This window comes from Bacteroides salyersiae WAL 10018 = DSM 18765 = JCM 12988 (genome assembly GCF_000381365.1).
Lineage (GTDB): Bacteria > Bacteroidota > Bacteroidia > Bacteroidales > Bacteroidaceae > Bacteroides > Bacteroides salyersiae.
In genome coordinates this window covers 1,420,206-1,444,418 of sequence record NZ_KB905466.1, presented here as the reverse complement: position 1 = coordinate 1,444,418, position 24,213 = coordinate 1,420,206, and the positions used below count along the sequence as shown (strand labels likewise).

Annotated in this window: 28 protein-coding genes; 14 read left to right on the top strand and 14 right to left on the bottom strand. The window is 43.2% G+C overall.

The window, feature by feature from the left end:
• Positions 1 to 11: 11 nt before the first annotated feature.
• The 4 genes from HMPREF1532_RS05475 to pyrH all read right to left on the bottom strand — a co-directional run bounded on the left by HMPREF1532_RS05475 (position 12) and on the right by pyrH (position 3,651).
• A complete protein-coding gene (locus HMPREF1532_RS05475; protein WP_005925988.1) occupies positions 12 to 1,091 on the bottom strand; it encodes an efflux RND transporter periplasmic adaptor subunit in 1,080 nt (359 codons plus the stop codon).
• Positions 1,092 to 1,219: 128 nt separating this feature from the next.
• Positions 1,220 to 2,152: a ribosome small subunit-dependent GTPase A gene (rsgA, locus tag HMPREF1532_RS05470; RefSeq protein ID WP_005925985.1), complete on the bottom strand. Its 933-nt coding sequence runs from the start codon at positions 2,150 to 2,152 to the stop codon at positions 1,220 to 1,222.
• 144 nt (positions 2,153 to 2,296) lie between these two features.
• The gene (gene frr, locus HMPREF1532_RS05465; protein WP_005925982.1) at positions 2,297 to 2,857 is read right to left on the bottom strand and encodes a ribosome recycling factor; all 561 of its coding nucleotides are present in this window, start codon (positions 2,855 to 2,857) and stop codon (positions 2,297 to 2,299) included.
• A gap of 83 nt (positions 2,858 to 2,940) precedes the next feature.
• Positions 2,941 to 3,651: a UMP kinase gene (gene pyrH / locus HMPREF1532_RS05460; protein WP_005925979.1), complete on the bottom strand. Its 711-nt coding sequence runs from the start codon at positions 3,649 to 3,651 to the stop codon at positions 2,941 to 2,943.
• 325 nt (positions 3,652 to 3,976) lie between these two features.
• Between pyrH and HMPREF1532_RS21710 the strand changes: the two genes are divergently transcribed.
• Both HMPREF1532_RS21710 and HMPREF1532_RS21705 read left to right on the top strand, forming a co-directional pair.
• Positions 3,977 to 4,405 (top strand): hypothetical protein, encoded by a 429-nt coding sequence (locus HMPREF1532_RS21710; RefSeq protein WP_005925975.1) that lies wholly within the window; start codon positions 3,977 to 3,979, stop codon positions 4,403 to 4,405.
• Between the two features lie 17 nt (positions 4,406 to 4,422).
• Complete coding sequence (locus HMPREF1532_RS21705; RefSeq protein WP_025818971.1) at positions 4,423 to 4,662, top strand: hypothetical protein; 240 nt, start codon at positions 4,423 to 4,425, stop codon at positions 4,660 to 4,662.
• An 89-nt stretch (positions 4,663 to 4,751) separates the two neighbouring features.
• Here the strand turns inward: HMPREF1532_RS21705 and HMPREF1532_RS05450 are convergent, their stop codons facing one another.
• Positions 4,752 to 6,080, bottom strand: coding sequence for an MATE family efflux transporter (locus HMPREF1532_RS05450; RefSeq protein WP_005925972.1), 1,329 nt, complete (start codon positions 6,078 to 6,080; stop codon positions 4,752 to 4,754).
• A gap of 139 nt (positions 6,081 to 6,219) precedes the next feature.
• On the opposite strand from HMPREF1532_RS05450, the gene HMPREF1532_RS05445 reads away from it, so the two are divergent.
• Positions 6,220 to 6,900 (top strand): tetratricopeptide repeat protein, encoded by a 681-nt coding sequence (locus tag HMPREF1532_RS05445; RefSeq protein WP_005925969.1) that lies wholly within the window; start codon positions 6,220 to 6,222, stop codon positions 6,898 to 6,900.
• A 55-nt stretch (positions 6,901 to 6,955) separates the two neighbouring features.
• On the opposite strand, the gene HMPREF1532_RS05440 is transcribed toward HMPREF1532_RS05445, so the two are convergent.
• The 3 genes from HMPREF1532_RS05440 to HMPREF1532_RS05430 are packed head-to-tail and all read right to left on the bottom strand — an operon-like array spanning position 6,956 to position 8,435.
• A complete protein-coding gene (locus HMPREF1532_RS05440; protein WP_005925966.1) occupies positions 6,956 to 7,723 on the bottom strand; it encodes a biotin--[acetyl-CoA-carboxylase] ligase in 768 nt (255 codons plus the stop codon).
• A complete protein-coding gene (locus HMPREF1532_RS05435; RefSeq protein WP_005925963.1) occupies positions 7,707 to 8,063 on the bottom strand; it encodes an MmcQ/YjbR family DNA-binding protein in 357 nt (118 codons plus the stop codon). The genes HMPREF1532_RS05440 and HMPREF1532_RS05435 overlap by 17 nt, the downstream gene beginning before the upstream one ends.
• A gap of 6 nt (positions 8,064 to 8,069) precedes the next feature.
• Positions 8,070 to 8,435, bottom strand: a complete 366-nt coding sequence (locus tag HMPREF1532_RS05430; RefSeq protein ID WP_005925960.1) for a YraN family protein — start codon at positions 8,433 to 8,435, stop codon at positions 8,070 to 8,072.
• 143 nt (positions 8,436 to 8,578) lie between these two features.
• Here HMPREF1532_RS05430 and HMPREF1532_RS05425 point away from each other — a divergent pair, with 143 nt between their 5' ends.
• Together HMPREF1532_RS05425 and HMPREF1532_RS05420 are read left to right on the top strand one after the other, a co-directional pair.
• On the top strand, positions 8,579 to 8,812 hold the full coding sequence (locus tag HMPREF1532_RS05425; protein ID WP_005925957.1) for a hypothetical protein: 234 nt from the start codon (positions 8,579 to 8,581) through the stop codon (positions 8,810 to 8,812).
• Positions 8,813 to 8,824: 12 nt separating this feature from the next.
• Complete coding sequence (locus tag HMPREF1532_RS05420) at positions 8,825 to 9,259, top strand: nucleoside deaminase (RefSeq protein WP_005925954.1); 435 nt, start codon at positions 8,825 to 8,827, stop codon at positions 9,257 to 9,259.
• 7 nt (positions 9,260 to 9,266) lie between these two features.
• Here the strand turns inward: HMPREF1532_RS05420 and HMPREF1532_RS05415 are convergent, their stop codons facing one another.
• The 3 genes from HMPREF1532_RS05415 to HMPREF1532_RS05405 all read right to left on the bottom strand — a co-directional run bounded on the left by HMPREF1532_RS05415 (position 9,267) and on the right by HMPREF1532_RS05405 (position 11,019).
• Entirely contained in the window at positions 9,267 to 9,551 is a 285-nt protein-coding gene (locus tag HMPREF1532_RS05415; protein ID WP_005925952.1) for a DUF4834 family protein, read from the bottom strand.
• 62 nt (positions 9,552 to 9,613) lie between these two features.
• Complete coding sequence (pssA, locus tag HMPREF1532_RS05410; RefSeq protein WP_005925949.1) at positions 9,614 to 10,321, bottom strand: CDP-diacylglycerol--serine O-phosphatidyltransferase; 708 nt, start codon at positions 10,319 to 10,321, stop codon at positions 9,614 to 9,616.
• An 11-nt stretch (positions 10,322 to 10,332) separates the two neighbouring features.
• Positions 10,333 to 11,019 (bottom strand): phosphatidylserine decarboxylase family protein, encoded by a 687-nt coding sequence (locus HMPREF1532_RS05405; RefSeq protein WP_025818970.1) that lies wholly within the window; start codon positions 11,017 to 11,019, stop codon positions 10,333 to 10,335.
• Between the two features lie 162 nt (positions 11,020 to 11,181).
• Here HMPREF1532_RS05405 and dnaE point away from each other — a divergent pair, with 162 nt between their 5' ends.
• The 3 genes from dnaE (at position 11,182) to HMPREF1532_RS05390 (ending at position 15,734) form a co-directional block, all read left to right on the top strand.
• The gene (gene dnaE, locus HMPREF1532_RS05400; protein WP_005925943.1) at positions 11,182 to 14,976 is read left to right on the top strand and encodes a DNA polymerase III subunit alpha; all 3,795 of its coding nucleotides are present in this window, start codon (positions 11,182 to 11,184) and stop codon (positions 14,974 to 14,976) included.
• A gap of 75 nt (positions 14,977 to 15,051) precedes the next feature.
• On the top strand, positions 15,052 to 15,366 hold the full coding sequence (gene trxA / locus HMPREF1532_RS05395) for a thioredoxin (RefSeq protein WP_005925940.1): 315 nt from the start codon (positions 15,052 to 15,054) through the stop codon (positions 15,364 to 15,366).
• A 32-nt stretch (positions 15,367 to 15,398) separates the two neighbouring features.
• On the top strand, positions 15,399 to 15,734 hold the full coding sequence (locus HMPREF1532_RS05390) for a hypothetical protein (RefSeq protein WP_005925937.1): 336 nt from the start codon (positions 15,399 to 15,401) through the stop codon (positions 15,732 to 15,734).
• A gap of 191 nt (positions 15,735 to 15,925) precedes the next feature.
• Here the strand turns inward: HMPREF1532_RS05390 and HMPREF1532_RS05385 are convergent, their stop codons facing one another.
• Entirely contained in the window at positions 15,926 to 16,657 is a 732-nt protein-coding gene (locus tag HMPREF1532_RS05385) for an RDD family protein (RefSeq protein ID WP_005925933.1), read from the bottom strand.
• Positions 16,658 to 16,756: 99 nt separating this feature from the next.
• Between HMPREF1532_RS05385 and HMPREF1532_RS05380 the strand changes: the two genes are divergently transcribed.
• The 6 genes from HMPREF1532_RS05380 to HMPREF1532_RS05355 all read left to right on the top strand — a co-directional run bounded on the left by HMPREF1532_RS05380 (position 16,757) and on the right by HMPREF1532_RS05355 (position 23,159).
• The gene (locus HMPREF1532_RS05380; RefSeq protein WP_005925930.1) at positions 16,757 to 17,719 is read left to right on the top strand and encodes a stage II sporulation protein M; all 963 of its coding nucleotides are present in this window, start codon (positions 16,757 to 16,759) and stop codon (positions 17,717 to 17,719) included.
• A complete protein-coding gene (locus HMPREF1532_RS05375; RefSeq protein ID WP_005925928.1) occupies positions 17,700 to 18,635 on the top strand; it encodes a hypothetical protein in 936 nt (311 codons plus the stop codon). The genes HMPREF1532_RS05380 and HMPREF1532_RS05375 overlap by 20 nt, the downstream gene beginning before the upstream one ends.
• Before the next feature lie 12 nt (positions 18,636 to 18,647).
• Positions 18,648 to 19,268, top strand: a complete 621-nt coding sequence (locus HMPREF1532_RS05370; protein WP_005925925.1) for a DUF4129 domain-containing protein — start codon at positions 18,648 to 18,650, stop codon at positions 19,266 to 19,268.
• Positions 19,265 to 20,587 carry a DUF4350 domain-containing protein gene (locus HMPREF1532_RS05365; RefSeq protein ID WP_005925921.1) on the top strand — a complete coding sequence of 441 codons (1,323 nt, stop codon included), beginning with the start codon at positions 19,265 to 19,267 and terminating at the stop codon, positions 20,585 to 20,587. Before HMPREF1532_RS05370 ends, HMPREF1532_RS05365 begins: the two co-directional genes overlap by 4 nt.
• 64 nt (positions 20,588 to 20,651) lie before the next feature.
• The gene (locus tag HMPREF1532_RS05360) at positions 20,652 to 21,662 is read left to right on the top strand and encodes an AAA family ATPase (protein WP_122281997.1); all 1,011 of its coding nucleotides are present in this window, start codon (positions 20,652 to 20,654) and stop codon (positions 21,660 to 21,662) included.
• A gap of 186 nt (positions 21,663 to 21,848) precedes the next feature.
• On the top strand, positions 21,849 to 23,159 hold the full coding sequence (locus HMPREF1532_RS05355) for a DUF58 domain-containing protein (RefSeq protein WP_005925915.1): 1,311 nt from the start codon (positions 21,849 to 21,851) through the stop codon (positions 23,157 to 23,159).
• A 404-nt stretch (positions 23,160 to 23,563) separates the two neighbouring features.
• Here HMPREF1532_RS05355 and HMPREF1532_RS20775 read toward each other — a convergent pair whose 3' ends face one another.
• Together HMPREF1532_RS20775 and tsaE are read right to left on the bottom strand one after the other, a co-directional pair.
• On the bottom strand, positions 23,564 to 23,791 hold the full coding sequence (locus HMPREF1532_RS20775; RefSeq protein ID WP_005925912.1) for an immunity 17 family protein: 228 nt from the start codon (positions 23,789 to 23,791) through the stop codon (positions 23,564 to 23,566).
• 6 nt (positions 23,792 to 23,797) lie between these two features.
• Positions 23,798 to 24,211 carry a tRNA (adenosine(37)-N6)-threonylcarbamoyltransferase complex ATPase subunit type 1 TsaE gene (gene tsaE, locus HMPREF1532_RS05350; RefSeq protein ID WP_005925909.1) on the bottom strand — a complete coding sequence of 138 codons (414 nt, stop codon included), beginning with the start codon at positions 24,209 to 24,211 and terminating at the stop codon, positions 23,798 to 23,800.
• Between the last annotated feature and the right edge of the window lie 2 nt (positions 24,212 to 24,213).

Genomic DNA, 24,213 nt, shown 5'->3' with positions numbered 1-24,213 from the left:
AGGCGGCAGGTTTAATCGATGTTATCAAGAGTTACTGGTAATCCTGTACGGAGTTGCAAGGTTCCCGAAGTGATGATTGTATCGCCTACTTGCAATCCCCGCAATACTTGCACTTCTGCTTCGGTACGGATACCGGTCAATATTTCCACTGGTTGCGCTTTTCCGTCTTTATAAAGGTATATTTTATCTTTACCCATTTCCGGTACGATCGCTTCCGAAGGTACTGCAATGGCATTCGGAATCTCTTCTTTTTTCAGATGGACACTGACGTATCGGCCAGGGAGTATGCTCCCGTTGCTGTTCGGATAAAGTGCGCGTACGGTAAGGGTGTGCATATCACTGATTTTAGACTCTGTGGCATATACTTTAGCCGGGAATCCGTCCAGTTTTCCTTCCAGGTTGAAAATCAGGTTCGCTCCTCTTTTCACTTCTCCGGCATAGCGTTCCGGAACGGAAAATTCTACTTTCAAAGGGGAAATTTTTGTGAGTTTTGCTACAATGGTGCTGGGAGAGGCATATGCACCGACACTGACCTGGCGCAAACCTATCACTCCGTCAAACGGTGCACGGAGTTCCGTCAGTGCGATATTGGCTTTTACGATATCTATGTCGGCATTCAGGGTAGCCAGTTCTGTTTTTACCTGTTCGTAAGCCTCTTTACTTACGGCGTCTCTTTCAAGAAGTGCATTCTGACGAAATACGCGGTCTTCCGCCAGTTTCAGTTGGGAAACGAGACGTTGAAGTTGGGCTTGCAACTGTCGGTCGTTGACTTTGGCCAGTAACTGTCCTTTCTGAACGGTACTACCTTCGTCAAAGTTTATTTCTACAATCTTTCCGGATGTTTCGAATGAAAGGTCTACCTCTTCATCCGGCAGCAGGCTACCGCTAATCCGGATTTCATCAGTAAGCAGTTGCGGTTTGATAATCCGTGCATTTACATTTAGAATTCTCTTGTTCCCTTTCTGAGCTTTGGATACTTTATCGGCAGCAGCCAATTCTTCATTTTGTTTAGGCATTTGAGAGTAGATGCCACCTCCTATTAATCCGGCACCTACAAGAATAATAATACCCCATTTAATTCTCTTGTCCATGTATGTTTTATGTTATATAGGTACATGTGGCAGTGCACCTGTTAAATATAGCAATTGATAATCTTGTAGGTTAGACAGGAGTATGGCAGGAAAGTTTAATATGTGTAGCGTGAAAAAGAGTTAATAAATTAATAGGCTGCTCGGTATTTTCCTTCCTCTTTATCTTCGAGCATATTGAGGTAGGAGGTATAGCGTGATTCGCTGATATAGTGCTGCTCTACGGCTTGTCTTACTGCACAACCAGGCTCTTGACGATGGGTGCAGTTGTTGTATTTACAGTCGGCAGAAAATTTGAATATTTCGGGGAAGTAATGTCCGATTTCTTCTTCTTCCATGTTGAATGTTCCGAACCCTTTGATGCCCGGAGTATCGATGATATACCCTCCTCCTTCAACGGGAAACATTTCGGAGAAAGTGGTGGTATGCATTCCTTTGTTGTGATAAGTAGATATTTCTGCCGTTTTGACTTCTTGTCCCGGAAGTATGGCATTGATAAGTGTGGATTTTCCTACTCCCGAATGTCCGGAGAAGAGCGTAATCCGTCCTTTTAATTCTTTTTGAATGGCATCGATTCCTTGTTTGCTTTTAGCGGAAATCTTAAAGCAGGGATAGCCGATATGGGTATAAAGGTTAATGAGACTGTCTAAATAATGAAGTTCATCTTCATCATATGCATCGACTTTATTGAATACCAGTTTGACAGGTATACGATAAGCTTCCGCCGAAGCTAAAAAACGATCGATAAAGATGGTGGATGTTTCGGGGTAATTGATTGTCACCACCAGCATGCATTGGTCAAGGTTGGCGGCGAGAATATGTGATTGCTTGGAAAGATTCGAAGACCGGCGGATGATATAATTCTTTCTATCTTCTATTTCGTTAATGAATGCAGTACCTTCCTGGTTCAGTATAATTTGCACCCGGTCGCCTACTGCCACAGGATTTGTGCTCCGTATTCCTTTCAGACGGAAATTCCCCTTTATCTTACACTCGATAAATTGTCCGTCATCTGTCCTGACTTGATACCAGCTTCCTGTATTCTTTATAACTAATCCACGCATATTTTATTTAGTTGAAAGTTGAGAGTTGAAAGTTGAGAATTCTTAGATAGTTGAGAGTTACCCGTCACTTAAAAGTGGAAAATTACTTATGCAATCACGCTGAATAGTAACTTTCAACTTTCAACTCTCAACTTTCAACTAAATTTACACTGTCATTATCTCCTTATCCTTTTCAGCCAGCATGTCGTCGATCTGCTTGATATACTTATCATGGATCTTTTGCAGTTTGGCTTCGGCATTCTTTTGTTCATCTTCTGCAAGACCTTCTTTAACTGCTTTTTTCAGTGTATCTATACCGTCACGGCGCGCATTGCGTACACTGACTTTGGCTGTTTCACCTTCGGCCTTACATTGTTTTGCCAATTGTTTACGGCGTTCTTCAGTCAACGGAGGAATACCGATGCGGATGATTTCTCCATTGTTTTCGGGCATGATACCCAAGTCGGAATCAATGATTGCCTTTTCGATAACTCGGAACATGCTTTTGTCCCACGGCTTAATCGTGATACTACGCGCATCCGGCGTAGTTACAGCTGCCACGTTACTGATTGGTACCATACTTCCGTAAGAATCCACACGGATTCCGTCCAATAGTCTCGTACTTGCTTTTCCGGCACGAATATGAGCCAATGCCTCTTCCAGGTACATGATGGCCATATCCATTTTCTCTTGTGAATCGTTGATACAAGTCTTAACGTCTATCATATCTTTTAGTTTTTATAGTTTTGCTATTTTTACTGAATATAGAACAAAAGTAGATTATTTTTTGCTTATCTGCAAATATACTGTTAATTATGCACGACTGTACCGATTTCTTTTCCTTCGATGACTTTCTTCAGATTTCCCACGGTGTCCATATCGAATACTACAATCGGCAGATTGTTTTCTTTGCACATGCACGTGGCTGTGAGGTCCATTACTTTCAGGCCGCGCTTCAACACTTCATCATAGGTGATGTCATTGAATTTTGTAGCAGTCGGGTCTTTCTCCGGATCGGCCGTATAAATGCCATCCACCCGTGTGCCTTTCAGCATGACGTCTGCTTCTATTTCGATGCCACGGAGAGAAGAACCGGTATCAGTAGTAAAGAAGGGGTTTCCGGTTCCGGCAGACATGATCACGATTTCTCCGGCTTCCATATATTCAATGGCTTTCCACTTGCTGTAGAATTCGCCTATCGGTTCCATACGGATAGCTGTCAGTACACGGGCTTTCACACCGGCTGCCACCAATGCCGAACTAAGGGCAAGGCTGTTCATTACGGTAGCTAACATCCCCATCTGGTCTCCTTTTACGCGGTCGTATCCTTTACCTGCACCGGTCAATCCACGAAAGAAGTTACCACCGCCGATTACGATTCCTATCTGTACTCCTTGTTCATGAATTTCTTTGATTTGGGCTGCATACTCTGCCAGTCTTTTCTCGTCGATACCGCTTTTCTTTTCTCCCATCAAGCTTTCACCACTGAGCTTTAATAGGATTCTCTTGTATTTTGTCATAAGATATATATTATTTAGTTTGTGCAAATATAAGGAATATAAATGAATATCATATTGTTTGGCTTACAGGATGTGAGAAATATGTAATCGGGGACTGTTTGTAATTTACGGAAAAGAGGGGTTGTCTGCCCGGCTTCGGATTGAGATAATTGTAATAACATTTGGGACAATGCTGCAAAGCGGTATAAGGGATATTGCCTTTCTTTGGAGGTCAAAAAAATAATTATTATGAAGAATAGTATTAAATTGCTTTTAACGGGAGTGGTTTCTGCATTATTGCGGGATTCTCCGAGCCCAGGACAGTTGGCAGTCGCAACTCTTAAAGGTGGCCGGTGACGGAGCACTGACTTATATTCAAAATGCCGACGGATTTGTTTTGCCTGATTTCAGTCAGGCTGGATATAGGAATGGAGAACCGGTACCGATAATAGATATGCCGGACCGGACGGAAACGATCAGTCCACTGCCGGATGTTGCTGCGGATAATACGGCGCACATTCAGGCTGCCATCAATAAGGTAAGTGCTCGTACTAATATTACTACGGAAAAAGTGATGCCGGGTGATTATAGTTTCAGTGTGGCAGATGCGGATGCCTACAAAGTGGGGTATCTTATTTGCGTGAAGTATCTCACGACGACGGCTTGGCTGGAGGCTGTGTGGCATGGTGGGAACTCCAATCGGAATACGGATGAATCGATGAAGTGGAAAACGAGTGATGTAGACATGTCTTATCACCGAATATCAAGAAGATAGAAGGGAATGTCGTTACATTGGATGCGCCGTTGTACTACACGCTCGATAAGACTTATGCACAAGCCTATATTTATAAGATAAATAATATTACGACTATCCGTCATAATATCGGTATCGAGAATTTACACATCTCTTTCGAGCGTACTCCAGCCAGTTCGAAAGCGAACGTCGATCAGAATTGTATCTATATGAGTTCATTGGAGAATAGCTGGGTGAAAGGGGGGACTATGACCGGGTTTATCCATGCCGGTATCTAATATACAGAATGAAGGTAGGGCAACTTACTCCACAAAGGTCTATGCAAAATAGAGATCTGTATAAAAAAAGTAGAATCTAAACGGACTTTCTAAGTAGTGGGAAAGATATTCAGGATTTTTCTTGAAAGGAAAGCCTGTATGATTCCGCGTAGAAAAAGGTAGATGAGAAAGGCCATCCATAAGGCGTGATTTCCCATCAGGCTATGGAAGGAATAATAAGTGGCAAAAAAGCAGGTGGAAGCTATAAACATAGAAACAAGCATTTGCCGGGTAGCTGTGGCGCCGATAAAGATACCGTCCCAAAGAAAAGCGGAAAATCCGGCAAGAGGAATAGCAAGCACCCAATAAAAATAATTTTCTGCTTCGTTGATAACATCGACTTCATTGGTGAGTAATCCGAGAAAGGATCTACCGCCAATAGCGTAAAGCAGGGTAAAACATAGAGAAAGTCCGATGCCCCAGCCAAACAGTTGCCGGACAGTCTGATGAAGGGCTGTCCGGTTACGGGCACCGATATACTTACCGGCCAGAGCTTCGCCGGCATAGGCAAAACCGTCCATAATATAAGAGAAAAGGGTGAATAGTTGCATTAACAAAGTGTTCACGGCAAGTACGGTCTCACCTTGTGCGGCTCCGGCAGATGTGAAAAACATCGTGACGATTACCAGACAAAGGGTACGGAAGAAAATATCACGGTTCACCGAAAAGAAACGGGACATAGCCTGCTTTTGCCAAATGCCTTTTATGGCAATACGTTTACGTAGCGGTTTGTAATGGCGCATCCATAATAGGAGAGCCATCAGGAATCCGGCGTATTGGGCTATGAGTGTGCCTAAGGCGACTCCTTCTACTTTCATATTCAGTAGGTAGACAAAGCTGAGGCTGGCTATTATATTCACGATATTCTGTGTGATCGCGATATACATGGGAAAACGTGAATTCTGCATCCCGATAAACCATCCTGCAAAACCATAAAGTCCGAGTACGGCAGGGGCACCCCAGATACAGATACGAAAATAGAGAGTTGCCAGATTCTCTACTTCACGGGTAGTAGTGATAAGGGTAAAAGCTGTTTTTTGTATGGGATATTGGAGTAGTAGCAGGCAAAGCGCAATCAGCAATCCTATGCCGACAGATCGTAACAATAAGCGGGTAACTTCGTCCAAATTGCGTTGCCCGTAGGCTTGCGAGGTCATTCCGCTTGTTCCCATACGCAGAAAACCGAAAATCCAATAAATAATATTGAATAACATGCCTCCTATGGCAATTGCTCCGATATAGGCGGCGGAACCTAAATGACCTACGATCGTGACGTCGATCAGCCCCAGCAGAGGGACTGTTATATTCGAAATAATAGAGGGTATTGCTATCTTGAGGATGCGTTTGTTTCCGGTGTTGATCGATCTCTTTTTATCCATTTGAAGGCAAAGTTATATTAAAAAATATATATCATGAAATTTAACTGAACAATAACGCTATTTAAATAGTTCGTAATAAACAAATGAGAATAAAAATCATTATCTTTGCAGAGCGCTTAACTAAATAAATATTAATGAGATGAAAACCTTAACTTTGCTATTTACTTTTTTAATTTCTTTTCCGTTGGCACTTTCGGCTCAGTCCGCCGAAGGTGTACTGCAGAAGGTTTCGGTGGCCATGACTGCCGAACAGTGGGAGCAAGCGGTCAGTTTGTTCCGCCAGGCTATTCAGTTGAATGCTGATAAGTCGGAGATGTTTTATTGGACAAGCGTTGATAAGGCTAGCAGTGTGGGTACTAAAATGGCTCAGGAACTTGCTTTTCATTACAAAACTATGCGGAATTATGACAAAGCCTACCTCTTCTGTAAAGAAGTGCTTCAAAAGAATCCTAATGACGTGAAGTGGCTTGCTGCCTGCGCGGAAACAGAAGTGTGTCGTGGAAAAGAAAAAGATGCCTTGCTGACCTATCAGAAGGTACTTTCGCTGGATGTAAATCATTTGGCCGCTAATATATTTGTCGGAAACTATTATTATCTGATGGCGGAGCAGGAAAAGCAGCAACTGATGCGTGATTATAAAAAGATCAGTTCGCCTACCCGGATGCAGTATGCCCGTTATAAAGACGGATTAAGTAAACTTATGACAGATGGCTACGGTAAGGCGAAAGAATATTTACAGAATGTGATCCGACAGTTTCCCTCTGCAGAGGTAATGAAAACGCTGGAGAAGATAAAAAAGATGGAAGCGGAAATGAAATAGCTGCTTAAGGTATTTGAAAAGGCAGACTGATTGTGTTTTTGTGCAATGCGAAGTTTTAATGAAGTATGTATTGTACCTCTTTAAATAGATAATTTCGTATAGTTCCTGTTTGGTCCTCAAGGATAAACCGTCCGTCTGGTTCTACTCGTAACAAGCGGGCCATAAAATCTCCGTTAGCATCGGTGTACCGATGAAAACCTTCCTTGCGAAAAAGGGAGCAGGCATAGCGGTCGGCAATAAGAGATTGGATATCGGCTTTTCCGGTTGCCAGCAAATTATAGTAAGTTTTTATCCGTTTCATCACGGAAGCGAGTATCTGGGGACAGTCATACGACTGACCGTTGATTTGTTTCAGAGATACGGGATTGGGAGCGTCACTACAGAACGTTTCCTGATTGACGTTGATCCCGATCCCTGTGATGCTGCGGCTGATATGTACACCTGTCAGATCGTTTTCAATGAGCATGCCGCAAATTTTCTTGTCTTTCCAATATATATCGTTCGGCCATTTGATAGAAATGTTCGAAACATATCTTTCCAATTCTTCTTTAATGGCCAATGATATGATTTGCGATAGCAGGAATTGTCTGCGAGCTTTCAGAAAAGTGGGATAGAGGACAAAGCTGAACATCAGGTTTTGTCCGGCTTCCGATTCCCAACTGTTGCCGCGTTGACCTCTGCCCGAAGTTTGGAAATCGGCGGTTATGGTAGTCAGCTCTTCTACACATTGTTTGTTACAGAGTTCATTCAGGTATTTATTGGTCGAATCTGTCTCTTCCAAATGAATCAAAGGGACAGGGAATGTTTTAGGGAAGTGCATCATATTCGGCGCGTAATTTCTTCGTGAATTTTTTTATGACTTCTTCATATGAGTGATCTATTAACTGCTCTATCAGACGATCGTCTGCATCCAGGTCAAAGCAGACTTTATTCCAGTATTTCTTATTGAAGTGATAGGCACCCTCTATGGCGGTATAACGTTCACGCAGTTCAAGGGCATACTCAGGATCACATTTTAAGGCGATGGTATTGGCGCTTTCCAGATCGATAAGAGCAAACATTTTGCCCATTACTTTTATTACGAGTGACACGTCATCGAATGGAAGACATTCAATCGTTCCTTTTTTGTTTAAACAGTATTCTCTGGCTCTTTCTACATTCATGTCTTTTTAAAATAAGGGTGGATAAAAAGCTTCTTTTATATGCTCTATTTTAAAATTGCCGGTCCGGCCTATGGCTGTGATGATATCAAAGCGTACCGGTGCGTCAATTTGGAAAAGTTTGATATAGGTATCTGCGGCTCTCACCGTGTTTTTTATCTTTTGGTGGGTTACTGCATCTTCCGGTTGCATGACATCATTGCTACTTCGTGTTTTGACCTCTACAACGATCAATTCATTATCCTTAGCTGCCACAATATCCAATTCGAGATGACCCTTTCGCCAGTTTCGGTGTCGGATCACATAACCACGGGCTTCCAGATAAGCTACCGCAGCAGTTTCTCCGGCTTTTCCTAATTCGTTGTGCTCGGCCATATTTTTTGAGTAGTCAGTAGTTAGAATTTAGTAGCTGGCAGCTGGGACTTAGTGGCTAATAACCATAATTTAGCTGTCGGAATGCAAAAATACTCTTTTTTATTCTTTGTTTTTACAGAAGGAAAAGTAATTTTGCAGAATATATGAAAAGGAGAGGGAAAAAGTGTCTGAGAATGCACGACGAAGTTACAAAGCGTGAACGGAGGATGAGCATTTTATTAAGCGAAGACGAGCAGATGATTGTAGATCGTTATTTGGAAAAGTATAAGATCACAAATAAATCACGTTGGCTTCGCGAGACGATTCTTATGTTTATTCATAAGAATATGGAAGAAGATTATCCCACCCTTTTTGGTGAGCACGATATGAGACGCTGATAATGTAATGATATGCTGGATGATACTTATTTTATGAAGCAAGCGCTTGTTGAAGCGCAGAAAGCGGCTGATAGGGGAGAAGTTCCCGTAGGTGCTGTGGTCGTATGTAAGGAGCGTATTATCGGGCGTGCCCACAATCTGACGGAAACACTGAATGATGTGACTGCCCATGCCGAGATGCAAGCCATCACTGCTGCCGCTAATGTTCTTGGTGGAAAATATCTGAATGAATGTACGCTCTATGTAACTGTGGAACCCTGCGTAATGTGTGCCGGGGCTATAGCTTGGGCACAAACTGGAAGATTAGTATTTGGAGCGGAAGACGAGAAGCGTGGATATCAACGGTATGCCGCTCGGGCATTGCACCCCAAAACGATCGTTGTCAAAGGGGTGCTTGCGGAAGAGTGTGCTGCATTGATGAAAGCCTTTTTTGCAGCGAAAAGATGAATAATTATTAATTAATTTCTTCAAAGTCAACGTATTCTCCTTCGTCTTTCGTGAAGATCTTCTTATGCTTTCGGGGGTGGATGTTCTCTTCCGTATTGCATACTTCCTCTTCTTCCTCTCTTCTTTGAGAACTTTGCTGTTGTCTCCTCTCACCGGATGTTGCATAAGTGTGCGGAGTTGGTCGTGAACGTCGTCCGAAGCCGAAAATAGCTCGTAGGATGCCGCCTATGACTGAGACGCCGATAATAAAGATAGCTATGATAAAAATGAATATTAATCCTAAGATATGCATGGGCTATTAGTTTTATACGTTGTTTGAAACTGATAGTACAACAAACGTGCCAAAAGGATTGTTTATTTATTTTTTCTTGTAAAAAGTGAAAGTATAATATACCATACGATTACTGCTGCAAATCCGCTAATGCCTAATAAAATAAGTAGTGGAATACATATGATCAGAAAGATGAAACTGACTTTGTTGTCTTTCCAGGATAAATTTTTAAATTTTAATGAGAACATTGGAATCTCCGACACCAATAGCCATGAAAAAAGCATTACCAATATTAAAATGTAGACGGGATGACAAGCCGGAGTTATGAGAAAATCATGGGCTCCTACTATCAATGATCCCCAAAACAGTGCATTGGCAGGTACCGGAAGACCGATAAAAGAAGTAGTTTGACGAGTGTCATTATTGAATTTAGCTAATCGCAGGCCTGAAAACACTGCAATAAGAAAAGCTGCATATGGCATATAAGGAGCTATGAATTCGATATTTGCAGGATAGTGCATCTCTTTAAATAGGGAGAAGATGATAAATGCAGGTGCTGCGCCAAAACTGATGTCGTCAGCCAATGAATCCAAATCTTTACCGATTGGGGAATGAGCATTCAGTAAGCGTGCCAGCATGCCATCGAAAAAGTCAAAAACCGCACTTAGTATAATAAAAATAAAAGCCAATTCGTAGCGTGCTTCAAAAGCCATGACACAAGCAATGCAACCGGAAAAAAGATTTAGGCAGGTTACTGTGTTGGGGATATATTTAGTGAAAATGTTTGCCATTGTGACAGTTTTTATTTCAGTTTGGCGATAACCGTTTGATTACCGGTTGTTAATTGTCCCATTGTAACACATATCTCTGTACCCAATGGAAGGTATACATCCACACGCGAACCGAATTTGATGAATCCCATGTGCTCGTCGATGTAACACTCTTCGCCTACTTCGGCATAAGTGACGATGCGGCGTGCCATTGCTCCGGCAATCTGACGTGTCAGAATCTCCACACCTTCCGGGGTTTCGATGACTACTGTAGAGCGCTCGTTTTCTGTGCTGGCTTTGGGCAACCAGGCTTTCATGAATTTACCATTGTGGTGGGATACCTTTTTCACTGTCCCGTCTACCGGATACCAATTGGCATGTACGTTCAGGATGCTCATAAAGATAGATACCATAATACGACGGTCGTGAAAATATTCGTGTTCGTCCACTTCCTCGATAACTACAATCTTGCCATCAGCGGGTGCTACGACTATCTTTTCCGTTTCTTCTCCGAAAAGACGCTTCGGACAACGGAAGAAGTTAACCATCAATCCGTAAACGATGATACTGGTCAGAACCACCAGATAAAAAGGCAGTTTACATTCTATTCCATAGTAAAGGGCGACATTGATAAGTAGTAGTAACAGCAAGCTGCCCCATAATATGTGTGTGCCTTCACGGTGAATACGTATCTTTTTTAATTTCTTAAGTCGACCCATGTGCGCTAATGAATGATAATTGTCTGCAAAAATATACTTAATTTGAAAATCCAGCAAGTAAATAGCGATAGAAATACACATGTTGATAACTTTTTGGGCATTATTTTTGTTAGTAACCTTATAGATTGTACTTTTATGGCTCAAAATAATCAACCTATCAATATGCAGGATTTCGTTCATTTACATGTCCATACCCAGTATTCGCTTCTGGATGGCCAGGCCAGTGTCAGTGCGCTGGTTGATAAAGCGATGAAGAACGGGATGAAGGGAATTGCGGTTACCGATCACGGAAATATGTTCGGTATCAAGGAATTCACGAACTATGTCAATAAGAAAAACAGTGGGCCGAAAGGCGAGATAAAGGACCAGAAGAAACGTCTGGCTGCTATTGAAGCCGGAAAAGTGGAGTGCGAAGACAAGGAGGCGGAAATAGCCGCTTGTAAGGCTAAAATAGCGGAAGCGGAAGCGAAATTATTCAAGCCCATCATAGGTTGTGAGATGTATGTAGCCCGCCGTACGTTGGATAAGAAAGAAGGGAAACCCGACCAAAGTGGCTATCACTTGATTGTTCTTGCCAAAAATGAGAAAGGATACCATAATCTTATAAAGTTAGTGTCTAAGGCTTGGACGAAAGGATATTATATGCGTCCGCGTACAGATCGCAACGAATTGGAAAAGTATCACGAAGGCCTGATTGTGTGTTCGGCTTGTTTGGGAGGGGAAGTACCCAAGAAAATAACTCAGGGATTGCTGGATGAAGCAGAGGAAGCCATTCAGTGGTATAAAAATCTGTTCGGAGAAGATTATTATCTGGAACTTCAGCGTCATAAGGCTACTGTGCCCCGCGCGAACCACGAGGCATATCCTTTGCAGGTAAATGTGAATAAGCACCTTATTGAATATTCAAAAAAATATAATGTAAAGCTGATCTGTTCGAACGACGTTCATTTCGTGAATGAAGAGCATGCTGAGGCGCATGATCGTCTTATCTGCCTAAGTACGGGCAAGGATTTGGACGATCCGAAACGTATGCTTTATACCAAACAGGAATGGATGAAGACTCGTGAGGAGATGAACGAACTCTTTGCTGATGTTCCGGAAGCATTGAGCAATACACTCGAAATTCTTGATAAAGTAGAGTACTACTCCATCGACCATGCGCCCATTATGCCTACTTTTGCTATTCCCGAAGATTTCGGAACGGAAGAAGAATACCGCAAAAAGTATACGGAGAAAGATCTTTTCGACGAATTTACACAAGATGAGAATGGAAACGTAGTGTTGAGCGAAGAGGCGGCAAACGATAAGATAAAGCGTTTGGGTGGTTATGATAAATTATATCGTATCAAGCTCGAAGCGGATTATCTGAAAAAGCTGACCTTTGACGGTGCGAAGAAATTTTATGGAGACCCTTTGAGTCCGGAAGTAAAGGAACGGCTTGTTTTTGAATTGCATATCATGAAGACGATGGGTTTTCCGGGATACTTCCTGATTGTGCAGGACTTTATCGCTGCAGGCCGGAACATGGGTGTTTCCATCGGGCCGGGACGTGGATCGGCAGCAGGATCGGCTGTTGCATATTGTTTGCAGATTACGAAAATCGACCCGATTCAGTATGACTTGCTGTTTGAGCGTTTCCTGAACCCGGATCGTATTTCATTGCCTGATATCGATATTGACTTTGATGATGACGGACGCGGTGAAGTGCTTCGTTGGGTAACAGAAAAATATGGTCATGAGAAGGTGGCTCATATTATTACATATGGTACGATGGCAACGAAATTGGCTATCAAAGATGTGGCGCGTGTACAGAAACTGCCTCTTTCTGAATCGGACAGACTGGCGAAATTGGTGCCTGATAAAATACCTGATAAAAAGCTGAATTTGCGGAATGCCATCGATTATGTGCCGGAGTTGCAGGCGGCTGAGGCTTCGCCTGATCCGTTGGTGCGTGATACATTGAAATATGCTTTGATGCTCGAAGGTAATGTGCGTGGTACAGGTGTACATGCCTGTGGTACCATTATCTGCCGGGATGATATAACCGACTGGGTGCCGGTAAGTACGGCCGATGATAAGGAAACAGGCGAAAAGATGCTTGTTACCCAGTATGAGGGATCGGTTATTGAAGATACGGGATTGATTAAGATGGACTTTTTGGGATTGAAAACTTTGTCCATCATTAAGGAAGCGGTTGAAAATATTCGGTTGAGTAAAGGAGAAAAGCTGGATATCGATACGATTTCCATTAAAGACCCGGCTACTTACAAGCTCTATAGTGACGGGCGTACGGTCGGTACGTTCCAGTTTGAGTCTGCCGGCATGCAAAAATACCTGAGGGAGTTGCAACCTACGACTTTTGAAGACTTGATTGCCATGAATGCCCTTTATCGTCCGGGACCGATGGATTACATTCCCGATTTCATCGATCGTAAACACGGACGCAAACCGATCGAGTATGATATTCCCATAATGGAGAAATATCTGAAAGATACATACGGTATTACTGTATATCAGGAACAGGTGATGCTCCTGTCCCGTTTGTTGGCCGATTTTACCCGTGGAGAGTCGGATGCTCTGCGTAAGGCGATGGGTAAGAAATTGCGTGATAAGCTGGACCACATGAAACCAAAGTTCATTGAAGGTGGTCGGAAGAATGGGCACGATCCGAAAGTATTGGAAAAAATATGGACTGACTGGGAGAAGTTTGCTTCGTATGCGTTTAATAAATCGCATGCTACTTGTTATTCATGGGTGGCTTATCAGACAGCTTATCTGAAAGCAAATTATCCGTCGGAGTATATGGCTGCCGTTATGAGTCGAAGCTTGTCGAACATTACCGATATCACGAAGCTGATGGATGAATGTAAGGCAATGGGTATTCAGGTATTGGGGCCGGATGTGAATGAAAGTAACTTGAAGTTTACGGTAAACAAGCATGGTGACATTCGCTTTGGCCTTGGTGCTGTAAAAGGAGTAGGAGAGGCTGCAGTACAGAGTATCATGGACGAACGGCGGGCAAATGGTCCGTATAAGGGTATCTTTGATTTTGTACAGCGGGTCAACTTGAATGCTTGTAATAAGAAGAATATGGAATGCCTTGCGTTGTCGGGTGGTTTTGATAGTTTTCCGGAGTTGAAACGTGAACAGTTCTTTGCTGTCAATTCGAAAGGAGAAGTTTTCCTTGAAACACTGATGCGTTATGGTAACCGTTACCAAGCTGACAAGGCGGCTGCGGTTAATTCGTTGTTTGGCGGAGAAAATGTGATCGATATTGCAACACCGGAGATTCTGCCGGCTGAGCGCTGGGGAGATTTGGAACGTCTGAATAAAGAGAGGGAACTGGTAGGTATCTATCTGTCGGCTCATCCGTTGGACGAATATGCCATTGTGCTCGATCATGTTTGCAATACGCATATGGCCGAACTTGAAGATAAGACTGCTTTGGCCGGTAGGGAGATTACGATGGGAGGTATTGTGACCAGTGTGCGCAGAGGAATCAGCAAGAACGGTAATCCTTACGGCATTGCCAAGATAGAAGATTATTCCGGCTCGGCAGAACTTCCTTTCTTCGGAAACGATTGGGTTACCTTCCAGGGTTATCTGGGTGAAGGTACTTTCTTGTTTATAAAGGCGCGTTGCCAGCCTAAGCAATGGCGTCCGGAAGAATTGGATGTCAAGATCACCTCGATGGAGTTGCTTCCCGATGTAAAAGAGAAACTAGTGGAGAAGATTACAATTCTGATTCCTTTGTCTGCTTTGAACTCTGCTCTTGTGGCGGAACTGTCTTCATTGACCAAAGATCATCCGGGAAATACCGAGCTTTATTTTAAGGTAACCGATAAGGATGAAAAGATGGTGGTCGATCTGATATCCCGCCCGGTAAAATTGTCGGTAGGGAGAGAATTGATCTCTTATTTAAAGGAACGTCCCGAACTTGAGTTTCGGATAAATTGATTATATTTGCAACGTAGCACGGAGGGTATATGAAACTTCCGGGCTGCTTAATTCTAACTATTAACTTTTAAAATTATGGCTTTAGAAATTACAGACAGCAACTATAAGGAGATCCTCACAGAAGGAAAGCCGGTTGTTGTTGACTTTTGGGCCCCTTGGTGCGGGCCTTGTAAGATGGTAGGTCCTATCATCGAGGAATTGGCAACGGAGTTTGAAGGACAGGTTATCATCGGTAAATGCGATGTAGATGAAAATAGCGATATGGCTGCCGAATATGGTATCCGTAATATTCCGACTGTTCTTTTTTTTAAGAACGGAGAGATTGTAGATAAGCAGGTAGGTGCGGTTGGCAAACCTGTATTTGTGGAAAAAGTGAAGAACTTATTATAATTTATAAGCTTTCAACTTAATAACATTGAACTATGGGACTGGAAGACGATTTTTTACTTGCTGATGCCGATGATGAAAAAACCATCGAGTATATCAAAAACTATTTGCCGCAGGAACTGAAGGAAAAGTTCACTGATGATGAACTTTACTATTTCTTGGATTTAATTGACGAGTATTACTCTGAAAGTGGTATCTTGGATGCCCAACCCGATGAAGAAGGTTATGTCAACATTGACTTGGAGCAAGTGGTGGACTATATTGTTAAGGAGGCCAAGAAAGATGAAATGGGAGAGTTTGATCCCGAAGAGATTCTTTTTGTGGTACAGGGAGAAATGGAATATGGAAACTCTCTGGGGCAAGTAGAATAACTCGTTTCCGGAATTCCTGTTGTAGCTAAGTAGTTAAGTAGTCAAGTAGTGAGTAGTTAAGTAGTCAAGTAGAAATGATTTGCTTAATGTATTTCTCTTACTTACCTACTTATCTACTTACCACTTAACTACTTACTACTTACTACTTGACTACTTAACTACTCACTACTTAAATACTTACTACTCTTTTATCATATCTCTTCTAAGGCATAATATTGATAATCCCTCAACAGCGTTTGTAGAAATTTCTCGTCACTTCCTTCTGTCTGCTTTATGGATAGGAGTGTACGTACTTTGTCAGCCAGTTGCCGTATACGCCGGGCACGGTCTTTACTTCCAGAAGAGAGCGTTTTATTAATTACATTCACTTGTTCCAGTGATAAATCGGCTGCCGGAGGATATACCGGATGGTAACCTTTGGTCAGGTAGTCGTATTCGTCGAGACTGACTTGTATTTTACGATAATTTTTTTCTTTAATGACCATTGTTCCGGCGGCCAGATCACCCAAACGCTGATGATTCTTAGTCAATAAAATGACGATAACTCCCAATCCGCCTGTGATCGGCAAATCGATAGGAAAGAGAAGCCAACGCAGCAGATAAGAACTAAGACTCGGCGTGGATCCGTCAGCTTTCACCACCCGGATATTCAGCAGACGTTTTCCCAGACTTTGCCCGCGATTGAAGACTTCGCACAACAACGAATAACAGAGTACCGGCAGGTAAACAATCACAAAAAGAAAGAAGAATGAAAAGCCGGAATAAGCGTGAATCCTAAGATAAGACAGAGTAACACTAAATCCTATTACATAAATGAACAGGAAGAAATAGTCTATAATCAGAGCCAGCATACGTTCGCCTATACTTGCTGGTGTCTGGCTGATACGTACAAACTGTCCTGTAATAATAGTGGATTCTGCCATTTCTTTTTAAACATTTTTGTGATTCCGTTGCAAATATATCATAAATCTCTTACTTTTGCTTCGGATTCGGACAAAACTTCTATTCGAATCCCTTAAACGATGAAAGAAGTTACGTTTATTCGCCGGAACATTGAAAAATGGAAAGAGACAGAGAAGGTGGTGGAGAAAGCTGATAAGTTTAATCCCGACCGTCTGGCCGACGCATATACGGAACTTACCGCCGATTTAGCTTTTGCACAGACCCATTATCCTTCTTCCCGTATCACCATTTATCTCAACAATCTGGCTTTTGCATTGCACAATGTGATTTATCGCAATAAGCGCGAAAAGTGGACTCGGATTATTACTTTCTGGACGCAGGAAGTGCCGCAAACGATGCATGATGCCCGTAAGGAATTGTTGGTATCTTTTCTCATTTTCGCTGCCAGTGTTGTGATAGGTATCATTTCGGCTTGGAATGATCCGAACTTTGTCCGGTTGATTCTGGGCAATGGCTATGTGGATATGACACTTGAAAATATAGCTAATGGTGAACCGATGGCGGTATATAACGGTTCGGAGGAGATGCCTATGTTCTTGGGCATTACGCTGAATAATATCATGGTATCTTTCAATTGCTTTGCGATGGGATTGTTGACCAGTTTCGGAACAGGGTATATGTTGCTTTCCAATGGAATCATGGTAGGGGCTTTTCAGACTTTCTTTTACGGAGAGGGACTGTTGGCCGAATCTATGCTGGCCATCTGGCTGCACGGTACGCTTGAGATATGGGCGATCATTGTGGCAGGTGCTGCCGGACTGGCACTTGGAAATGGCTGGCTGTTTCCGGGTACTTATTCGCGCACCGCTTCTTTCCGGCGGGGAGCCAAGAGGGGATTGAAAATAGTTGTGGGAACCGTTCCGGTATTTATCATGGCGGGTTTTATAGAAGGTTTCCTTACGCGTCATACCGAGTTTCCAACGGTACTCCGGTTAGGTATCATTCTGCTTTCACTTGCATTTATTATCTTCTACTATATTTATTTACCAAATAGAAAACAACATGGAGTCACAAAAAGCTAAAGTAGCAATGTATGTAAAGCGTTCTTTCGGGGATAAGATGAACGCTTCATTTGATTTTATAAAGGAGAACTGGAAACCTTTGTTCAAGTTTGCCACGTATCTGATATTGCCCTTGTGTCTGATTCAGGCATTGAGCCTGAATGGGCTGATGAATGGCTCTATGGGTATCACGATGGGGGTTAAGGCCGGCGCTGCCAATCCTTTGGCAGATTTCGGAACGATGTTCTGGGTGAATTACGGATTGACTATAATTTGTTACCTCATCGGCTCTGTTATCCTTACCTCACTGGTTTATGCACTGATCAAGACCTACAATGAACGTGAAGAGCGCTTGGAAGGAGTTACCCTTTCTTCTTTGAAATCTCTGTTGTTTAAAAATGTGGGCCGGTTGTTGAAACTTACCTTGTTCGGTATATTGATAATGATTATCCTATGTGTGGTTATGGGGTTGTTGGCCGCTCTTACTCCTTTCACCTTGATTCTCACTCTTCCGATGCTGGTGGCTTGTGTGATTCCTCTGTCTTTGTTTTCGCCGATTTATTTATTTGAAAATATCGGTATCTGGGAAGCATTCAAAAAGACGTACCGTTTAGGATTTGCGACTTGGGGCGGTGTTTTTCTCATTGCTTTGATAATGGGATTGATTGGCGGTATCCTGCAAGGTATCACAATGCTGCCTTGGTATGTGGCTACTATTGTGAAATACTTTTTCGCTATGAGTGATAGTGGAAGTGCGGTTACCATCTCTCCCGTTTATAATTTCTTCCTCTATTTAATGGGGATTCTACAGGCTTTCGGAATGTATCTTTCTACCATATTCACCATTATCGGCCTGGCTTATCAATACGGACATGCTTCCGAAGTGGTGGACAGTGTTTCTGTGGAAGAAGACATTGATAATTTCGATAATCTTTGATAGTACGATCGGATGACTGCACCAGCCGATACGATCGTTTATGATTCGCTCACCGTTGCCTATTGGCAAGGTCAACCGGAGTATGATTATAACCGTGAATTAATCACGCCTGAGTTCGATCTCATTGCGTGGCTTAATTTGTGGTTGGGTAAGTTGTTGCAGAAAATATTCGGTAGCACATTTGCTGAAAAATATACGGAAACGATCTTGGTTGCGTTGTTTGTCGTTGCGCTATTATTGATTGTCTGGTTTATCTATAAGAAGCGTCCGGAACTGTTTATGCGTTCGAAAAGAACTTTGTCCTACGGGGTGGAGGAGGATACCATCTATGGCGTGGATTTTCAGAAAGAGATAGACGCGGCCGTTTTCCGCAATGATTACCGGGAAGCAGTGAGACTGCTTTATCTTCAGACCTTGAAGTTTTTGAGTGACGCCGGGAAAATAGACTGGCAACCTTATAAGACGCCGACCGAGTATATTTATGAAATAAAGATTGACACCCTGAAGACTCCTTTCCGTGAATTGACCAATCGTTTTCTTCGCGTTCGCTATGGTAACTTTGAAGCAACCGTTATCCTTTATCGTGAGATGCAAGCCTTTCAGAAGGAAATGGTAGAAGGAGGTGGGGTATGAAAGGCAGTCGTTGGTTTATTCTCGCTATGGTGCTCTTTCTGGCTGTCATGTTTCTGGTGGAATATAACCTGCCGAAGAAGTTTGTGTGGAATCCTACTTTCAGCCGGTATGATTACCAGCCGTTTGGATGTGCTATTTTCGATGATGTGCTGACGGATTCCTGGCCGGGAGATTATTATTTGAATGATTGGACTTTCTATAATTTTGAGAATGATACGACGGACGAACCTCTTGCCATACTTGCTGTTGCCCAGCGCTTTCAGTTTACGAAAACCGATAGAAATGCGATTATGCGTCTGGCAGAACGGGGGAATAAGGTGATACTGGCGGCTACCGGTTTTTCGCTGTCCGATACATTAGGGTATGATATGTCTTATGCATGGTTTCGTGCTTCGGAGTTAAAGAAATATGTAGGGGCGGTCAATCGTCGCGACAGCCTGTATTGGTTGGCTGATTCTGCGAGTGCTTATCCTGCGGCGATCTTCGAGGTTTATCCGCAACTGTGTGATGCCTTTTTTACAAAATATGATTCGCTTTCCGTACCCTTGGTGAGGAGAGACCGGGCAGCCGCGTCACGAAAAGACTCGATAACGTTAGCTGCAGATAGTCTGATACGAAGCCAGTTGAAAGATACATTGCCCGAGTCGCAGGATTCGGTACGACTTCCTGTTGAATTGCCTACGGGAGTGCTTGCTCTGCGGCATCCTGTAGGAAAAGGAGAGATTGTCCTTATCTCTACTCCTCTGCTGTTTACCAATTATGGTGTACTCGATAAAAATAATGCCGCTTATATCTTCCGTTTGCTCTCACCGGCGAAAGACTTGCCGTTGTATCGCACGGAGGCTTATAATAAATCGGAGTATGAACAACGTTCGCCATTCCGTTATTTTCTGTCGCAGCCACCTCTTCGCTGGGGGCTTTATCTGACGATGATTGCACTCGTGCTCTTCATGGCGTTTACTGCTCGTAGGCGGCAGAGACCGATTCCGGTTATCCGCCAACCGGAGAACAAGACACTGGAATTTACCGAACTGATAGGGACGCTATACTTTCAGAAGAAGAATCATGCGGATTTGGTGCGTAAGAAGTTTACTTATTTTGCAGAGGCTTTGCGACGGAATATACAGGTAGATGTGGAAGAGGAGGTCGATGAAGGAACCCTTTACCGGAAAATAGCCAACAAAACGGGTATGGAAGAAGAGAAGATTGCAAGGCTCTTTGCCGGCTTGCGGTCTGTCATCAAGGGGGAGCGGAACGTTTCGGAACAGGAGATGAAAGATTATATAGACGGCATGAATGAAATATTAAGCCGGATGTAGATGATAATAAATGAAATATTGAACCCGATATAATAGATAGCTTATGAATGATATGAATGAACCCATGGCAGAAGCAACGCCTTCCGCATCTTCTGTGGAAGAGGTACAGAATGAAGTTCCACGTACTGATTTAACTCTTTTTGCCGAAAAGATCGGTGCGCTGAAAGCACGGATCGCTTCGATCATTGTGGGACAGGAACGCACGGTAGATCTTGTCCTTACAGCGATTCTTGCCAACGGTCATGTGCTGATAGAGGGTGTGCCCGGTGTGGCGAAAACATTGCTTGCCCGTCTTACGGCGCGTCTGATCGACGCTGAGTTTAGCCGCGTACAGTTTACACCCGATCTGATGCCGAGTGATGTGTTGGGTACTACGGTTTTTAATTTGAAGACCAATGAGTTTGATTTCCATCGCGGTCCTGTATTTGCCGATGTGGTGTTGGTGGACGAGATCAACCGTGCTCCGGCAAAAACACAGTCCGCCCTTTTTGAAGTGATGGAGGAACGGCAGGCCAGTATCGACGGCTCAACTTACCGGATGGGAGAACTTTATACCATTCTTGCCACTCAGAACCCGGTGGAACAGGAGGGTACGTATAAACTTCCTGAAGCTCAGCTCGACCGTTTCCTGATGAAGATAACGATGGATTATCCGTCGCTGGAAGAGGAGGTGAGTATTCTTGAACGCCATCATACGAATGCTGCTTTGGTGAAGCTGGAAGATGTTCATCCCGTAATTACCCGTGACGAATTGCTGGCATTCCGCAAGCTGATGGATAAGGTGTTCGTGGATCGCACACTGTTGCAGTATATTGCTCTTATCGTGCAGCAAACCCGTACCAGTAAAGCGGTTTATCTAGGTGCTTCGCCCCGTGCTTCTGTGGCTATGTTGCAGTCCTCCAAGGCGTATGCCCTTCTGCAGGGACGCGATTTCGTAACTCCCGAGGACATTAAGTTCGTAGCTCCCTATGTACTCCAGCACCGCCTTATTCTCACAGCAGAAGCAGAAATGGAAGGCTATTCTCCGGTAAAGGTGACGCAACGGCTCATCGACAAAGTAGAGGTACCGAAATGAGGGGAGAATTGAGAGGGGAGACGGGAGAATTGAGATGGGAGAAGGAAAAGTTGTCATTGAATATCGATTAAAAGCCTTGAAACGGAAACTGATGGAACAAAAACTTCATAGAATGAGAAGCTTATAAATAATAAAGTATAAAAAAGAGTTATTTTAATCGTAAATCGTCAAATCGTAAATAAATTCATGTATTTGTCCCGGCGTTTTTATCTGTTTATCCTTGTCATTATCCTGCTGCTTTGCGGCGGGTATATGTTGGGTACTCTGTTCCTGTTGGGGCAGATCGCATTGGCTGTTTTAATTTTTGCGGTTGCGATGGATTTTTTTCTTCTCTATCGCACGAAGGGGATCAGGAGTTTCCGGCAATGTTCTTCCCGTTTCTCGAATGGAGATGATAACGAGGTACATTTGCGCGTGGAAAGCAGCTATGCTTTCCCTGTCTGGTTGTCGGTTATCGATGAGGTGCCTGTTATATTCCAGCAGCGTGATATCTGTTTTAAATTGTCTCTCGGAAGCGGTGAAGGGAAAACGATTACCTATCATCTGTATCCCACCCGGCGGGGGACGTATGGTTTCGGATACATCCGTGTGTTTGTTACTACGCGTATCGGACTGATTGAACGTCGTTTTACAGATGCCGGGCCACAAAAGATAAAAGTATATCCCTCTTACTTGATGTTACACCGTTACGAGTTGCTTGCTATGAGTGATAACCTCACGGAATTAGGTATAAAGAAAATCCGGAAAGTGGGTCATCAGACGGAGTTCGAACAGATAAAGGATTATGTGAAAGGAGATGATTATCGTACGATCAACTGGAAAGCCAGTGCACGGCGGCATCAGCTAATGGTCAATGTATATCAGGACGAACGTTCGCAGCAGATATATAATGTGATAGACAAAGGGCGTATCATGCAGCAGGCCTTTAAAGGAATGACCTTGTTGGATTATGCCATCAATGCCTCACTTGTTCTTTCGTATGTGGCTATACGTAAAGATGATAAAGCGGGGCTGGTGACTTTTAACGAACATTTCGATACCTTTGTCCCTGCTTCCAAGCAGACGGGGCAGATGCAGACTTTGCTCGAAAGTCTTTATGCGCAGGAGACCACTTTCGGGGAAACCGACTTCTCCGCCCTGTGCGTGCACTTGGCCAAACATATAGGGAAACGCAGTTTGTTAATACTCTATACCAATTTCAGTAACCTCAACAGTATGAACCGGCAACTGCCTTATCTGCAACAACTGTCTCGCCAGCATCGCTTATTGGTGGTGTTCTTTGAAGATGCCGATCTGAAAGAATATGTTGCCGGAAAACCTGTGGACACTGAGGGGTATTATCGTCATGTCATTGCCGAGAAGTTTGCGTATGAGAAACGGCTTATCGTAAATACGCTAAAACAACACGGCATCTATTCCGTCCTGACTACTCCCGATAACTTGTCTGTCGATGTTATCAATAAATATTTGGAGATGAAGTCGAGACAGTTGATATGATGGTTAGCGGTTAAACGATTAGTGACAAGCGGTTAGTGACAAGTGGTTAATGGTTAGTGATAAGTGATTGATATGTTATCATTTTCCGGATTGTAATCGATGCCGGTTTGTCATTGTCTCCTGTTTTTGTCAAGAGCAGATTTACTTATTCTTAACTAAAAAGAACGTCATCCGGCAAAAAGTACCTTTTCTACTGCAACCGATAATGCAAAGCGTTGTAACAAGTAATGAAACGAACCGTAACATGCCGGCATATTTCCGGCAAACACTGTTCTAAAGTATACTAAATATCCTGTTTGGAACCCCTTTCACGGGTATATATAAAAGAAAGGAGGAAATCTTGCGATCTCCTCCTTTATGTACAGTTTAACTGAATCTACTTTATGATTACATTGGCAAATATACTACATTCTAATCGTAATTCCAAGAGAATGGAGGAAAAAGAAGGCCATCCCAATCAATAACAATCCCAATATACCGTAAACAATTCGGGCACGGGTACGACCTATTCGTCTGACAACAGCTTGTGCATTGTGTGCAGTGAAGAACCATCCCCAGTTTAATAATGAAGCAAGGAGAGAGATGGTTCCGGCAAGGGCGAACAGACCCAGAATAAAGTAGTGCGGCGTCATCGTTTACTAAAGAGTGATTTTCCGGCTTCCGTCTTCCAATTCTTCAATGGTTACCTTTACGGCATTACCCGGAAGGAGTTCTTCCACCAGTTCCGGCCATTCTATGAAACAGAGAGCACCACTATAGAAATAGTCTTCATATCCCATATCGTATACTTCGCTGAGCTTTTTGATCCGGTAAAAATCGAAGTGGTAAATCAATTCACCTCCCTCATCGGAGCGGTATTCGTTGACGATAGCGAACGTAGGAGAAGTGATAACATCCGAAACCCCTAACTCTTCACAAAGTGCCTTTACAAAGGTAGTCTTCCCGGCTCCCATTTTTCCGTAAAGGGCAAAGACCGTATTGTCACCCATAGCAGAGATAAACTCCCGTGCGGCTTCGTGTATCTGGTCTAATGATTGAATTTTAATTTCCATAA

Bases quoted from the DNA above. Each gene is read 5' to 3' on its own strand.
- HMPREF1532_RS05365 (WP_005925921.1), top strand. From the start codon at position 19,265: ATGAAAGGCAGTCGTTGGTTTATTCTCGCTATGGTGCTCTTTCTGGCT.
- HMPREF1532_RS05415 (WP_005925952.1), bottom strand. From the start codon at position 9,551: ATGCATATCTTAGGATTAATATTCATTTTTATCATAGCTATCTTTATT.
- HMPREF1532_RS05405 (WP_025818970.1), bottom strand. From the start codon at position 11,019: ATGGGTCGACTTAAGAAATTAAAAAAGATACGTATTCACCGTGAAGGC.
- tsaE (WP_005925909.1), bottom strand. From the start codon at position 24,211: ATGGAAATTAAAATTCAATCATTAGACCAGATACACGAAGCCGCACGG.
- HMPREF1532_RS05385 (WP_005925933.1), bottom strand. From the start codon at position 16,657: ATGGCAGAATCCACTATTATTACAGGACAGTTTGTACGTATCAGCCAG.
- HMPREF1532_RS05370 (WP_005925925.1), top strand. From the start codon at position 18,648: ATGACTGCACCAGCCGATACGATCGTTTATGATTCGCTCACCGTTGCC.
- HMPREF1532_RS05430 (WP_005925960.1), bottom strand. From the start codon at position 8,435: ATGGCCGAGCACAACGAATTAGGAAAAGCCGGAGAAACTGCTGCGGTA.
- HMPREF1532_RS05420 (WP_005925954.1), top strand. From the start codon at position 8,825: ATGCTGGATGATACTTATTTTATGAAGCAAGCGCTTGTTGAAGCGCAG.
- HMPREF1532_RS05435 (WP_005925963.1), bottom strand. From the start codon at position 8,063: ATGAATGTAGAAAGAGCCAGAGAATACTGTTTAAACAAAAAAGGAACG.
- dnaE (WP_005925943.1), top strand. From the start codon at position 11,182: ATGCAGGATTTCGTTCATTTACATGTCCATACCCAGTATTCGCTTCTG.
- rsgA (WP_005925985.1), bottom strand. From the start codon at position 2,152: ATGCGTGGATTAGTTATAAAGAATACAGGAAGCTGGTATCAAGTCAGG.
- HMPREF1532_RS05355 (WP_005925915.1), top strand. From the start codon at position 21,849: ATGTATTTGTCCCGGCGTTTTTATCTGTTTATCCTTGTCATTATCCTG.
- HMPREF1532_RS05375 (WP_005925928.1), top strand. From the start codon at position 17,700: ATGGAGTCACAAAAAGCTAAAGTAGCAATGTATGTAAAGCGTTCTTTC.
- pyrH (WP_005925979.1), bottom strand. From the start codon at position 3,651: ATGACAAAATACAAGAGAATCCTATTAAAGCTCAGTGGTGAAAGCTTG.
- HMPREF1532_RS05425 (WP_005925957.1), top strand. From the start codon at position 8,579: ATGAAAAGGAGAGGGAAAAAGTGTCTGAGAATGCACGACGAAGTTACA.
- HMPREF1532_RS05440 (WP_005925966.1), bottom strand. From the start codon at position 7,723: ATGATGCACTTCCCTAAAACATTCCCTGTCCCTTTGATTCATTTGGAA.
- HMPREF1532_RS05475 (WP_005925988.1), bottom strand. From the start codon at position 1,091: ATGGACAAGAGAATTAAATGGGGTATTATTATTCTTGTAGGTGCCGGA.
- HMPREF1532_RS05380 (WP_005925930.1), top strand. From the start codon at position 16,757: ATGAAAGAAGTTACGTTTATTCGCCGGAACATTGAAAAATGGAAAGAG.
- trxA (WP_005925940.1), top strand. From the start codon at position 15,052: ATGGCTTTAGAAATTACAGACAGCAACTATAAGGAGATCCTCACAGAA.
- pssA (WP_005925949.1), bottom strand. From the start codon at position 10,321: ATGGCAAACATTTTCACTAAATATATCCCCAACACAGTAACCTGCCTA.
- HMPREF1532_RS20775 (WP_005925912.1), bottom strand. From the start codon at position 23,791: ATGACGCCGCACTACTTTATTCTGGGTCTGTTCGCCCTTGCCGGAACC.
- frr (WP_005925982.1), bottom strand. From the start codon at position 2,857: ATGATAGACGTTAAGACTTGTATCAACGATTCACAAGAGAAAATGGAT.
- HMPREF1532_RS05390 (WP_005925937.1), top strand. From the start codon at position 15,399: ATGGGACTGGAAGACGATTTTTTACTTGCTGATGCCGATGATGAAAAA.
- HMPREF1532_RS05445 (WP_005925969.1), top strand. From the start codon at position 6,220: ATGAAAACCTTAACTTTGCTATTTACTTTTTTAATTTCTTTTCCGTTG.
- HMPREF1532_RS05450 (WP_005925972.1), bottom strand. From the start codon at position 6,080: ATGGATAAAAAGAGATCGATCAACACCGGAAACAAACGCATCCTCAAG.
- HMPREF1532_RS05360 (WP_122281997.1), top strand. From the start codon at position 20,652: ATGGCAGAAGCAACGCCTTCCGCATCTTCTGTGGAAGAGGTACAGAAT.